This window comes from Providencia sp. PROV182, from assembly GCF_028480325.1.
GTDB classification, from domain to species: domain Bacteria; phylum Pseudomonadota; class Gammaproteobacteria; order Enterobacterales; family Enterobacteriaceae; genus Providencia; species Providencia hangzhouensis.
Genome location: NZ_JAMPOL010000004.1, coordinates 183,882 through 197,427 on the forward strand (window position 1 = coordinate 183,882; position 13,546 = coordinate 197,427).

General features: G+C 42.5%; 12 protein-coding genes. 5 read left to right on the forward strand and 7 right to left on the reverse strand.

Annotated elements, in window-relative coordinates; translation table 11 throughout:
- Positions 1 to 48: 48 nt before the first annotated feature.
- Positions 49 to 852, reverse strand: a complete 804-nt coding sequence (locus PR834_RS03625; protein ID WP_004260306.1) for an SDR family oxidoreductase — start codon at positions 850 to 852, stop codon at positions 49 to 51.
- A 78-nt stretch (positions 853 to 930) separates the two neighbouring features.
- Complete coding sequence (tesA, locus tag PR834_RS03630; RefSeq protein WP_136133995.1) at positions 931 to 1,572, reverse strand: multifunctional acyl-CoA thioesterase I/protease I/lysophospholipase L1; 642 nt, start codon at positions 1,570 to 1,572, stop codon at positions 931 to 933.
- Between tesA and ybbA the strand changes: the two genes are divergently transcribed.
- The 3 genes from ybbA (at position 1,540) to PR834_RS03645 (ending at position 6,286) form a co-directional block, all read left to right on the forward strand.
- Complete coding sequence (gene ybbA / locus PR834_RS03635) at positions 1,540 to 2,226, forward strand: putative ABC transporter ATP-binding protein YbbA (protein WP_004260298.1); 687 nt, start codon at positions 1,540 to 1,542, stop codon at positions 2,224 to 2,226. The two genes, tesA and ybbA, sit on opposite strands and share 33 nt — an antisense overlap.
- Entirely contained in the window at positions 2,223 to 4,670 is a 2,448-nt protein-coding gene (gene ybbP / locus PR834_RS03640) for a putative ABC transporter permease subunit YbbP (protein WP_272536440.1), read from the forward strand. The genes ybbA and ybbP overlap by 4 nt, the downstream gene beginning before the upstream one ends.
- A gap of 245 nt (positions 4,671 to 4,915) precedes the next feature.
- Positions 4,916 to 6,286: an esterase-like activity of phytase family protein gene (locus PR834_RS03645; RefSeq protein WP_272536441.1), complete on the forward strand. Its 1,371-nt coding sequence runs from the start codon at positions 4,916 to 4,918 to the stop codon at positions 6,284 to 6,286.
- 126 nt (positions 6,287 to 6,412) lie between these two features.
- Here the strand turns inward: PR834_RS03645 and PR834_RS03650 are convergent, their stop codons facing one another.
- From PR834_RS03650 to ppiB, 5 genes are all read right to left on the reverse strand, one after another.
- Complete coding sequence (locus PR834_RS03650; RefSeq protein ID WP_094960983.1) at positions 6,413 to 7,651, reverse strand: MFS transporter; 1,239 nt, start codon at positions 7,649 to 7,651, stop codon at positions 6,413 to 6,415.
- 116 nt (positions 7,652 to 7,767) lie between these two features.
- Positions 7,768 to 8,850 carry a 5-(carboxyamino)imidazole ribonucleotide synthase gene (gene purK / locus PR834_RS03655; protein WP_153673154.1) on the reverse strand — a complete coding sequence of 361 codons (1,083 nt, stop codon included), beginning with the start codon at positions 8,848 to 8,850 and terminating at the stop codon, positions 7,768 to 7,770.
- Positions 8,850 to 9,365 carry a 5-(carboxyamino)imidazole ribonucleotide mutase gene (gene purE / locus PR834_RS03660; protein WP_094960984.1) on the reverse strand — a complete coding sequence of 172 codons (516 nt, stop codon included), beginning with the start codon at positions 9,363 to 9,365 and terminating at the stop codon, positions 8,850 to 8,852. The genes purK and purE overlap by 1 nt, the downstream gene beginning before the upstream one ends.
- 155 nt (positions 9,366 to 9,520) lie before the next feature.
- The gene (lpxH, locus tag PR834_RS03665; RefSeq protein WP_004260263.1) at positions 9,521 to 10,246 is read right to left on the reverse strand and encodes a UDP-2,3-diacylglucosamine diphosphatase; all 726 of its coding nucleotides are present in this window, start codon (positions 10,244 to 10,246) and stop codon (positions 9,521 to 9,523) included.
- A gap of 10 nt (positions 10,247 to 10,256) precedes the next feature.
- The gene (gene ppiB, locus PR834_RS03670; protein ID WP_004260260.1) at positions 10,257 to 10,751 is read right to left on the reverse strand and encodes a peptidylprolyl isomerase B; all 495 of its coding nucleotides are present in this window, start codon (positions 10,749 to 10,751) and stop codon (positions 10,257 to 10,259) included.
- A gap of 266 nt (positions 10,752 to 11,017) precedes the next feature.
- Here ppiB and cysS point away from each other — a divergent pair, with 266 nt between their 5' ends.
- Entirely contained in the window at positions 11,018 to 12,406 is a 1,389-nt protein-coding gene (gene cysS / locus PR834_RS03675; RefSeq protein WP_094960986.1) for a cysteine--tRNA ligase, read from the forward strand.
- 309 nt (positions 12,407 to 12,715) lie between these two features.
- Positions 12,716 to 13,486, forward strand: a complete 771-nt coding sequence (locus tag PR834_RS03680) for a hypothetical protein (protein WP_272536442.1) — start codon at positions 12,716 to 12,718, stop codon at positions 13,484 to 13,486.
- The last annotated feature ends 60 nt before the right edge of the window (positions 13,487 to 13,546 follow it).

Sequence of the window (13,546 nt, forward strand, 5' to 3'; positions counted from 1 at the left end):
ATAGAATTTGTGAGCAATAGTAATAAAATGGGGCTGATTTTGCTTTTTTCAAGCTTTTTTCCCCTGATTTGCCAGTATTTTATCCATTATTTTGTCAGGTAAAATACGTTTTAAGATACGCACTGCGACGGTTAATAACGTGACAGAATAGCGTACCTTTGGGCGCGAGCTTTCTAACGCATGGATCAGTTTTTCTACCACATGTTCTGGTGTTAAGGTGAAACGTGAAGCAATACCTGGGTTTTTAACGGGTTTATCTTTTTGTGTTTGTTCAACATTTTGAGTAAAAGCCGTATGAATCGGGCCCGGTTCAATCAAGCTCACTTTCACCCCTGTTCCTGCCAATTCTAAGCGTAGTGCATCGGACCATGCTTCCAGTGCGTATTTGCTGGCAGCATAAGCGCCACGTCCGGGAGTTGAAATAACGCCCATCACTGAACTAGTCTGGATAATTCGCCCTTCATGGTGCGCTAGCATTGCAGGTAATAGCAAAAAAGTTAACTGATGAACACCAAAAAAGTTAGTGGAAAACTGGGCTTCAAGTTGTTCGCGGCTGACGCTATTTAATGGGCCATACACCCCAAAACCAGCGTTGTTGAATAATCCGAAAAGGCGGTGATTACAGAGTGTTAACACCGTTTGAGCCGCGGTTTCTATGCTATCCTTATTATCGAGATCAAGGGAAACGGTGTCATAACCTAGCTCTTTTAGGCGTAAAATATCGCTTTCTTTACGGCAGGCAACAATAACATGGTAGCCACGCTGCCGAAGTGTCTGTGCAGCACAAAAGCCAATACCGCTTGATGCACCTGTGACCAGAACTGATTTTTTGTTTCGTGCCGATGTTTGCATAACTTTACCTTGGTTTCATGCAGCTGAATCTATTTCGGGTATAAAAGAGCGTTTTAGTACCCTTGTTTAACGTCTGTTTTATTTGCTAGACGGTAAAATATGTTCGAAAAGCTGTTTTTCCATAAAATCAGCAATGGATGGCTGGGCTTCAATGGTAGGGTGAATACCATCTTGTTGTATCCATTCAGGCTTAGTTATCACGGTTTCCATATAAAACGGCAGTAATGGAATTTGATTACTTTGCGCCAATTTCGGATAGACTTTTTCGAAACTTGTCGTATAACGTTTTCCATAGTTAGGTGGAATGCGAATTTGCATTAAGAGCGGTTTCGCACCCGATTGCACGATTTGCTCGATAATCTGTTGTAAATTAGCTTCGAGTTGCTCAACTGGGAGACCTTGTAAGCCATCATTTGCACCTAATTCGATCAATACCCAGTTAGGTTTGTTTTGTTCGAGTAAAACGGAAAGGCGTTCTAACCCCTGTGCAGAGGTATTCCCACTAATACTACCGTTAACAATAGCAACGGGTGGGGAAAGTTTCTGCCAACGTTCGGCAAGCAAGGAGGCCCAAGCCTGCTCAGCCGGTAAACGGTAGCCTGCACTTAGGCTATCACCTAAGATTAATAGCTTAGTTGACGCAAGTGCGTGCCCACTTGCAGTCAGTAACAGGAGAAATACCAATATATGTCGGCGAATAATATTCTTGAAGTTCATCATCTCATTAAACGTGTTGGTCAAGGTGAACATGAACTGACTATATTGCAAGGTGTTGAGCTAATTGTCGAGTCCGGGCAAACAATTGCTTTAATTGGGGAGTCAGGTTCGGGGAAATCAACCTTGCTAGGGATTATTGCTGGGTTGGATGACGGTTCCAGTGGAACGGTTAATTTATTAGGTCAAGACCTCACTAAAATGGACGAAGAGCAGCGGGCACGCTTACGGGCACAAAGTGTCGGTTTTGTGTTCCAATCCTTTATGTTGATCCCAACCTTAAATGCCATTGAAAATGTACAACTTCCTTCTTTGTTACGTGGCGAATCTGAGTCTGAAAGTTATCAACACGCGGCGAGTTTACTGACGGATTTAGGCTTAAAAGATCGCCTAAAACATATGCCACCACAGTTGTCAGGGGGTGAGCAACAGCGTGTTGCACTTGCTCGTGCCTTTAATGGCCGCCCACAGATTTTATTTGCTGATGAACCAACGGGAAATCTCGATCGCCACACAGGGGATAAAATTGCAGATTTACTGTTTGATATGAATAAACAGCACGGGACGACCCTTATTTTAGTGACTCACGATAACGAGCTGGCTGCGCGTTGCCAACGCCGTTTGCGCTTGGTCGATGGGCAATTGAGGGAAGAAGCATGATTTGGCGTTGGTTTTGGCGTGAATGGAAAACTCCCTCGTTACTGATTGTTTGGCTTGCACTCACCCTTGCTGTTGCTTGTGTACTGGCTTTAGGGCGAATTAGCGATCGCATTGAAAATAGCATGAGTTACCAAAGCCGTGAGCTATTAGCGGGTGACTTAGTTTTACGATCTTCTCATCCAAGCGACCCAGCATGGTTACAAGAGGCCCAAAAAGAGGGTTTAACGTTAAGCCAACAAATATCATTTTCTACTATGGCTTATGCGACAGAAGATGAAGACGCTCGGCCACAACTGGTGTTAGTGAAAGCAGCGGATAAGGCATATCCATTATATGGCGAGCTCATCACAGAACCGGCTGGGTTAATCCCGACAAAAGGGGAGATATTAGTCGCTCCGCGGCTATTAGAATTATTGAACCTCAATGTAGGGGATAACATTGATATCGGAGATGCAACGCTAAAAGTCTCGGGTAAACTAATTCAAGAGCCTGACAGCGGTTTTAACCCGTTCCAGATTGCCCCAAGAGTATTGATAGCAATTGAAGATGCACCATTAACGGGAGCAATTCAATTAGGTAGCCGGTTAACTTATCGCGACATGTTTGCCGGCGATCGCCAGCTTATTGATGCATTTCAACAAAAATATGAGCAAGATCTGCGAAATGATCAACGTTGGTATACATTAAGCGAAGATAACGGCGCAGTAGGGAAAACGTTTCAACGTGCTCAACAATTTTTATTGTTGTCAGTTTTATTAACCCTGCTGCTAGCCATTGCTGCGGTCGTGGTTTCAATGACGCATTATTGCCGCAGCCGTCATCAACTAATCGCAGTATTAAAAACTCTAGGCGCAGGGCGTAGCGCATTACGTCAGTGGATTATTGGGCAGTGGTTAGTGATTTTAACCGCTGCGGCTTTACTCGGCTCATTATTAGGTTTGGCTTTTGAAGGCATTTTAATGCAAATCTTAGGGGCTATGTTGCCGAAGGAATTGCCGCCTGCGAGTTTGATGCCTTGGGTTTGGGCGATTGGTACATTATTTATTATTGCGATTATTGTTGGCAGCCGTCCCTATTACCAACTGATGGCAACTCAGCCTTCTAGGGTATTACGTGAAGATGCCAAATCACCCGTTTGGCCGCTATATTACTATCTGCCGATTGTTATTTTAATTGTGGTTGGCGGCTTATTTGTGTTTGCTGGCGTTAACCCTCTGCTGTGGTCAATTTTGGCGGGTATTGTCGTGGTTGCCGTTCTACTTGCGCTGATTGGTTGGGTAGGCTTATGGGGGCTACGCCATATTAAGTTCCGTCAATTAAGCTTGCGTTTATCTGTTAGCCGTCTATTGCGCCAGCCGTTGCAAACCATCACACAAATGAGTGCTTTTTCGTTGTCATTTATGTTATTGGCGCTGCTGATTTTAGTGCGTGGTGATTTGCTTGACCGTTGGCAGCAGCAATTACCCGCAGATAGCCCGAATTATTTCTTGATTAATATGAACCAGTCACAGCTTGAGCCTGTCACCAAGCTATTAGCTGAGTTTGACGTGAAACCCACAGAGTTCAACCCTGTGGTGTTAGCGCGTTTAACCGATATTAATGACCAGTCAGCGATTGAGTGGGCGGATCAACGTGATCCAAATAATAATACGGTACGACGTGAATTGAGCTTAACTTGGCAATCTGATTTAGCGCCAGCCAATGTGGTTGATGAAGGGACATGGCCACCGAAAGCGGGAGAAGTCTCAATTGAACAAACGGTCGTTAAAGAACTCGGGTTGAAATTAGGCGATAAACTTACATTTAACGCAGGGGCTCAGGTCTTCAGTGCGACAGTCAGTAGTATTCGTACGGTTGATTGGGAAAGCCTGCGACCGAACTTCTATTTTATTTTCTCTGAAGAAAGTCTTTCTCAAATGCCAGCTACTTGGCTGAGCAGTTTCCACTATGAAGGCGATGGGCAGCTATTAACGCAACTTAGCCGCCATTATCCAACCATTAATGTGCTCGACACCGGTGCAATTATCACCCAAATTCAGCAAATTCTTCAGCAAGTGAGCCAAGCCTTAGAAGTGATGGTGGTATTGGTTATTTTCTGTGGCTTGTTACTGCTGTTGGCACAAATTCAAGTGGGAATGAGTCAGCGAGAGCGGGAGCTTGTGGTATACCGAACGTTAGGCGCCAGCAAAAAGTTAATGCGTAGAACATTATGGAGCGAATTTGCATTACTTGGCTTAATGGCAGGGCTTGCGGCGGTATTTGGGGCAGAAATTGCATTATGGTTGTTGCAAAGTAAAGTGTTTGACTTCCCTTGGCAGCCAGAATGGCGTATGTGGGTATTATTGCCTTTGTGCGCGGCAATTCTATTGTCTATTTGTGGTAGTTGGTTAGGACTGCGTTTATTAGGGACGGGGAGTCAGCACCGTCGTTTACCTAATAGTTAAATGCTCGTCATACTTCGAGTTGCATGGTCATTGACTGCGCTTAGATAGGTTGATCTACATGCAACTCGAGTTATTTAGAATATGGTGGTATTAGGGAAATACCTTAATACCACTATTTATTGAATATTCTAAAAACAATCGATTTTTCAGTAAAATAACTGTCTCAAATTCATCACAAAAATGTCATTCATTATGGTTATGATTCCCACATCAATTATTGATGACCTTAAAATGGAAACATAACAATGCAGAATAACCATTCGATTAAACGTAAACTGGGCTCGTTATCTTTATTGGCTGGTTTAATTTCATTTAGCATCACCGGGTTTGCACAACAAGAAGTGCCAGCAACGTTAGCGGGTCACTCCATTCTTCCAGTTAATTCAACGGTTTCTTCCCCCGAAAATGCACCTTCAGACATGCAAGTGAGTGGTAAATTTACCACTGGCGTTCGTGTTGATAGTTTGGGGAAAGTGGAAGGTAAATCCGCAGATCGCCCAACAGGAATGCATATTCCAATCAAAGGCCAGCCACGCCAAGGGCACTCGGGTATTAAACGTATGGCGGATGGCACTTACTGGGTTTTAACTGATAATGGATTCGGCAACAAAGCCAATTCTCCTGATTCGATGTTGTATGTCACTCAATATGATATTGATTTTCAATCAGGTAATACAACGCCATTAAAAACGGTTTTCTTCCATGACCCCGATAAAATTATCCCTTTTCATATTACGAATGAGAGCACAAAAGAACGCTATTTAACAGGCAGTGATTTTGACCCTGAAAGTTTTCAATTTGCGGGTGGTGCTCTATGGGTTGGCGATGAGTTTGGCCCTTACCTAATCAAAATGGATTTGGATGGCAAAGTATTAGCTTTATTTGAGACACAAGTAGATGGAAAGAAAGTCGTTTCTCCTGATCACTACCAAATCACAACACCGGGTAAACCCGCAGATAAAGTGAATTTCCAAGTCAACCGTTCAAAAGGCTTTGAAGGTATGGCGTCATCGCCAGACGGTTCTAAGCTCTACCCAATGCTAGAAGGGGCGATTTGGCTTGATGACAAACAAGATTATGAACATGTTGATGGCAAACGCGCAGCACGTATTCTTGAGTTTGATGTGAAAAAACAAAATTGGACAGGCAGAAGCTGGTTGTATGTCTTTGAAGACAATCAGAATGCCATTGGTGATTTTAACTTAATTGATGATACCCGCGGCCTAATCATTGAGCGTGATAATGGTGAAGGTACCGCAGATAAAGCCTGCACGGCGGGAAGCAGTAATACTGAAAATTGCTTTAGTAATTTAGCTAAATTCAAGCGTGTTTATCGTATTGAATTTTCAGATAACAATATAGGCAAACCAGTAGATAAGCAGGCTTATATTGATTTAATGAATATCAAAGACCCGAATAATATGGCAAGAAAACCGCTTAATAACGGGGTGTTTACTTTCCCATTCTTCACTATTGAAAACGTGGATGTGGTTGATAGTAAACACATTATTGTTGGTAATGACAATAACTATCCGTTTTCATCTAGCCGTGAGCCAAATAAAGCGGATGATAATGAGTTTATCTTATTAAACGTCCCTGAGTTGTTAACGCCGTAATTGATTTTGCGCCACCATTTAATTTTTTCGGTGGCGCAAATAAGCAGTATGTTTTGATCCAATATCTGGTCTTAAGCTTGTTTTCCCTTTGGTTTTAATTTTCCCGAGCTAATCACTCGGGATTTTTTATTTGTGATTGAGGGCTGGGGGCTTCATCATCAAAGTAAGGAATAAAATAACCACAACGGGAGCCGCGATAACCAAAAAAGCAGGGGTGAAACTTCCTGTGAAATCTTTTATTGCACCCGCAATAAAAGGTGCTAAGCAGGCAACCGTTGAAATTAAATTTACGACAGAGAATAGTTCTAAGTATGGGCCTCGGCCGAAATAATTTGACAGTAAAACACTTGATGCCAAAAAGGTCATGCCGTAGCCAATACCAACGCATAACACAAATAAAATAAGCCAAAGCCATGAGGTGGCAATACTGAGGAAAATGACACCTAATACCATGATAATTAGGCTACCGATTAATAGTTTCTTCGGTTCTAACCATTCGCCTGCCGCCCCACCAATAAACCTTGAGAATGCATTCACAAATGCCATTGTGCTTAATAATGAAACCGCCACTGTCATGCCAAAGCCGCGCTCTTCAATATGGGCGACAGCAAAGCTGTTAACGGTGATACCACACCATAAAAACGAGGTATAAGTCGCAGCAATCAAGTAGAACTGCCATGTACGTAGTGCTCTGCCGACTGTCCATACTTCTGCAGTGCGATAAATAGGTTTACTTGCGTCACTAACTTGTTTTTGCATTACCTTTTTTGCGTGCTCTTGCTCTTTTTTACCTTCTCGCAGCATAAAAATCGTGATTAACGTGACAATGCTAAGATAAACGGCACATAGAACCCAATGCATACGCCATGAGCCTAATTGGTTTGAGGCGTAAAAGTAAATCCAAGGGCCTGCAACACCCCCCAATCCCCCGATGGTGAAATATAACCCAAAGGCAAGGGATTGTTTTTCAAATAGCCGCGAAAGTACATAAGTCCCCGGAACCGTGGCGAGTAAGGTGAAACCAATACCAATCAATGCAGTACCTAAAAAATAGGTGCTGATGGCTTGTGTGGAATAAAGGCTATAAAAGCCAGCAACAAAGACACTGGTGCCTAGCAATAAAGTGGCTCGTACACCCACTTTGCGGATTAACAGAGACGGGAGAAAACTCGCCAGCCCGCAAGTTAAACCCAGTAGCGTAAAACCAAAACCAGCCTCACTCCAGCTCCATTTGAGCTCACTAATCATCTCAGGTAAAACCACGCCAAGAGAGGTAAAGGTTGTCGCGGTGGCTAAAAAATAAACCAGCCCTAACAGAATAAGAATGCACCACTGATAAAACGGACTAAAAGTCTGCGAGGACATATTGACTCCAGTAATGCCGCACACCTTAAATCAGGATATTTGTTTTCTGGATGACGGCGAAAATAGCATAATGCCCGAAAATAGTTTCGGGCATCGAATCGGGCTATTTTCCCTATTTATTGATGAGAGTACCAGTCTAATTTTGCATTTGCCCACTCAATGCCACTTTTGTACTCATTTGGCAGAAGTGGGATCAAAGCCGCCAGTGTGGCAGATAATTGGTGGCAGTCACGATGGGAAAGGTTTAAATGACCCACTTTTCGGGCAGGGCGTACCTCTTTTTCATACCAGTGAAGGTGAACGAGGGGTAAGTTCAGCCAGTCTATATTTACATCAGTGCCGATTAAATTGACCATCACGGCAGGGCTATATACCTCTGGAGATGGCATTGGCAGGTTTAAAATAGCACGTAGATGTAACTCAAACTGGCTAATGGATGCGCCATTTTGTGTCCAATGGCCGCTATTATGTACTCGAGGCGCAATTTCGTTAATCAGCAAGTTATTGCCCACGACAAAGCATTCCATTGCCATCACACCGATATAACCAAGTTCATCCATCACTGCGCTGAGCATAGCTTGAGCTTGTTCTTGTTGCGGATTAGTTGACTTAGGGAAGGCCACACTGGTACGCAAAATGCCTTCTTGGTGTAAATTATGGGTGATCGGGTAAAAAACGGATTCCCCCGCTGCATTTCGTGCACCAATGACAGACACTTCCGCGTCAAAAGGGATACCTTGTTCAACGATGCATTCACCATAAATTTCAGCAGGCAGGTTTTTTTCATCACCAGGGCGAACACGCCATTGACCTCGCCCGTCATAGCCACCAGTTCTACGTTTTACAATGAGAAACTCACCGAGTGTGGCAAACAGCTCAGGCCATTGTTCAGGGGATTCTAATACTGCCCAAGGTGCAGTAGAAAGTTGTAAACTATCAAATAAGCTTTTTTGTGGAAACCTATCGGCTAAACGTGGAAAAATATCACGGTTAATAAAGGCATTATGGCGAGCTAATTCTTTTGTTAGCGGGGTTTCTGGCCAACGTTCAATTTCAGCGGTGATGACGCTTTGCTGATAAGGAACCGCTTCAGGTTCTGCATCAAGCCCTACAGGAAAAACAGCAATGCCTAAAGGCTCACCCGCTTGACGAAGCATGCGGCCGAGTTGGCCATTACCAAGCACACAAACGGGTTTCATTATGCTTCCCTCGGGTCTGGGTTGTTCAGCACATCATTGGTTTGGGCTTCTCGCCACGCTGAGAGGCGGTTGAAAATAGCAGTATCACTTATTGCTAATACTTGAGCGGCTAAAAGTGCTGCATTTGCGGCACCTGCTTTGCCGATGGCTAGTGTGCCTACAGGGATACCTTTAGGCATTTGCACGATAGAATATAGGCTGTCAACACCACTTAATGCAGCACTTTGTACAGGAACACCAAAAACAGGGACTAATGTTTTAGCGGCGATCATTCCTGGTAAGTGAGCAGCGCCACCAGCACCTGCAATAATCACATCAAACCCATTTTTTTTCGCATTTTCAGCAAAGGAAAATAATTTATCCGGGGTGCGATGTGCAGAGACGATTTCGACGTGAAAAGGGATTTGGAGTTCTGTTAATACATCAGCTGCGTGCTGCATTGTCGTCCAATCACTTTTCGAACCCATAACAATGGCGATTTTTGCCGCAGATTGAGCAGGAACTTGGGCAGTCATTTGGTGCTTTCCTGTATTGAAAAAAACATCACCCTGAGGTGGGAAATTGAATTGTCTCGATCATATCATGGTAAAGCAGCAAGGAAAACGTTTGCGTGATTAATAAGTGAGCAAACAGTTGTGGCGATATATTAAAAATGGTTCGTTAGGCAAAATTACTCGAAAGGAAAGAAAATCAGTTCAATACCTTGCTCGTTAATTACAAAGGCGGAACCTTCATAGTGCCAAGCACCTAATACACCCCGATAATGCAACTTGCCTCCAATATTTACTTCATGAATAGCAGGGCGGTGAGTATGACCATGGATCATCCATTGCGCTTGGTGCCTTTGTAATGCATCAATAACGGCTTGTGAATTGACGTCCATAATCGACTCGGCTTTCATGCTGCTTGCATACTGGCTATTTTGGCGCATTTTTTGCGCGATACGGCGACGCACAAAAAGAGGGAGTAACAAAAACAGCCGTTGAACCCAAGGGGTATGAACTTTTTTACGGTAATTTTGATAGGCAGCATCGTCAATACATAATGTATCACCATGCAGAATTAAAATGCGCTTGCCGTAAAGTTCGAGCAATGTTTCCTGCGGGAGTATGGTCATGCCACACTGTTTCGCATAGCGTTGACCGATTAAAAAATCCCGATTTCCATGAATGAAATAGCAGGGAATTCCACGGTCAGTGAGTTGTTTGAGTTCGTTGGCAACTTGTTGATGTAGCGGATTGTTATCATCATCGCCCACCCAATAATTAAAAAAATCACCGAGAATATATAGGCTTTCGGCATGGATGGCTTGCTGTTGAATAAAATTAATAAAACCGGCGGTGATCGCCGGTTCATCTTCACTCAAATGCAAATCTGCAATGATGTAAGTGGACATGCGTTCAGGTTTACTCGCTGACAGTCACTTTTTCAATGATGACGTCTTCGCGTGGAACGTCTTGGTGGAAGCCACTGCGGCCAGTTGAAACACCTTTGATTTTGTCAACAACATCCATGCCTTCAACGACTTCAGCAAATACACAGTAGCCCCAGCCATCTGGACGCTCTGAACGGAAGTTCAAGAAGTCATTGTCAACAACGTTGATAAAGAATTGTGCTGTTGCTGAATGAGGGTCGTTAGTACGAGCCATTGCCAAAGTACCACGGGTATTTTTTAAACCGTTGTTTGCTTCGTTTTTAATAGGCGCTTTAGTGTTTTTTTGTTCCATTCCTGGCTCAAAACCACCGCCTTGGATCATGAAACCATTAATAACACGATGGAAAATGGTATTATTGTAAAAACCTTCACGGCAGTAAGTTAAAAAGTTTTCGACTGTAACGGGTGCTTTATCGTCAAACGTTTTGATAACAATGTCACCGTGATTGGTATGAAATGTAACCATAATAGCTATCCTGAATAATTGTTTTTTGTGCGCTAACTTGCGAAAGCGTTAAGATCAGCACGTTTATATCACAGATAAAACCTGACTTGAAGCGGAAGGAAGCTTAGTCGGCCGTTTATAGCATAATAGATGTGTATTAAACCTAATCAATAAACTGAAAAGGAAGCGGGTAAACCCTTGCATTCTTAAGGTGATCGGGGTTCAATAACATGATATTTTATCGGTAGAAATCGATAATCATTTTTCAAATAAATGGAAAAGTTCAGATGCTACAAATTTTTAATACACTAAGTCGTCAAAAAGAAGAGTTTAAGCCCATCCACGCAGGGAAGATTGGGATGTATGTGTGTGGCATCACTATCTACGACTTGTGTCATATCGGCCACGGCCGTACATTTGTGGCATTTGATGCAATTAGCCGCTATTTACGTTATTTGGGTTACGACTTAAATTATGTACGCAACGTCACCGATATTGACGATAAAATCATCAAACGTGCAGCAGAAAATAATGAAAGCGTCGAAGCGCTAACAACGCGTATGTTGGCTGAAATGCACAAAGATTTTGATGCCTTAAATATTTTACGCCCTGATAGCGAACCACGAGCAACGCGTCATATTGGTGAAATTATTGAATTAACCCAAAGCTTGATAGAGCGTGGTCATGCTTATGTCGCTGCGAATGGTGATGTGATGTTTGAAGTCAAAACCGACCCAAATTATGGTCTGTTATCTCGCCAAGATTTAGAGCAGTTGCAAGCAGGTGCTCGCGTCGAGGTCGCTGATGTAAAACGTAATCCAATGGATTTCGTCTTGTGGAAAATGTCTAAAGAAGGCGAACCAAGTTGGGAATCCCCATGGGGTTTAGGCCGCCCAGGCTGGCACATTGAATGTTCGGCAATGAACAGTAAAACGTTAGGCAACCATTTTGATATTCACGGTGGCGGCTCTGATTTAATGTTCCCACACCATGAAAATGAAATTGCTCAGTCTACCTGTGCTCATGATGGCCCTTACGTGAACTACTGGATGCACTCCGGTATGGTCATGGTAGACAGAGAGAAAATGTCTAAATCTCTCAATAACTTCTTCACTATTCGTGACGTACTTGAGTATTACGACGCAGAAACAGTGCGTTATTTCCTGTTATCAGGCCATTACCGCAGCCAATTAAACTACACGGAAGAAAATTTGAAGCAGGCACGTTCAGCACTTGAGCGTATGTACACTGCATTACGTGGTACAGATAAGTCAGCCGTACCTGCTGGTGGTGATGAATTTAAAGCACGTTTCATTGAAGCGATGAATGATGACTTTAATACACCTGAAGCCTATTCGGTATTATTTGATATGGTTCGTGAAGTTAACCGCCTGAAATCAGAAGATATGTCAGCAGCAAATGGTATGGCTGCACAATTGCGTGAGTTAGCAAGCGTGCTGGGTTTACTAGAACAAGACCCAGAAGTCTTTTTAAAAGGCGGCGCACAAACTGAAGATGATGCGGAAGTGGCAAAAATCGAGGCATTAATTCAACAACGTCTAGATGCACGTAAGAATAAAGATTGGGCGCAAGCGGATGCGGCTCGTGATGAACTTACTGCCATGGGGATAGTGCTTGAAGATGGTGCATCTGGCACTACGTGGCGTCGCAAATAATACGCGTCATATTTCGCGCTGTGGCGGTGTTGCCATCACTTGGCTACTTGAGTCACATACTTTTGTATGCTCCCCAAGTTATCCGCGTTCGGCGCCTAGCCACAACACGAACTATTTAGCGCATTAATAAGAGTCATATTTCGAATGCTAATTGAGTTAAAAAAGTTATAAATATTTAAGCGGTTAGATATAGATATCTAGCCGCTTTTATTTGGATGGCTAAATTTGAAAGACATGATTATTCATTTATAAAATAATCGTCGTTAATGAAGCATAGTTTAAATTAACAACAATAATATAGGGGGGATTATGTCTAAAGGGGTTGATACAATTAACGCGAACTTTAATTTTTTTCGAGTGAAAGATAGTAAAAGAGGAAATAAAGTATATGACACTATTAGATTAATAAATAGCACTAATGTTAAGAGGCCTAGTAATACGCATAAATTAAAAAATCGTTTATATAATTGGTTTAGCACATTAATTAGAGTAATTAAAAATACAGATAAAACAGTGAATGTAGAAACCCGAGTAAAACCAAGTTCTAGGAATATGGTCAAAAAATTTGAGATTGGGGAAATACGTTCTCAGGGAACCATAAATGCGAATACTGTTGTTGAAAAAACGCCAGTGAATATAGCGCATCTAACAAAACATTTCGATGAATTACTCACTAATGCACCAGATGTTTTACTTGTCTTAGCGTCAGATAATAGTTTTTTGGAGAATAATGTTCCTCGATATTTTAGCCATCCCAAAATTAAGCAATATGGCGAATATATAGTTTCCTCTTTTCCTTGTGCTTTATCTGAAAATAAATTGGGTTATCTTGATATTGATAACCGTACAGTATGTATTGCTAAAAATGGAAAATCAGTTTCTATGAGAGTTGTACATGCCACAAACTGGTCTGAAATGGTAATTGAAAAAAATGATTGGTATGAGTTATCCAATTACGCGGATAAAGTCGGGGATGAAAAAGCTAAGATTAGAGCAAAATCAGAGTTATATCAATCTCATAACGGTGTTTCTCTACTTCATTTTAATGATGAATATGCGGCAAACCTCATAGGGACGTGATTAAATGGATAAAAAATCCCCCAGTTAAGGGGGAAGTAAGACTACCAACAGGGACTAGGA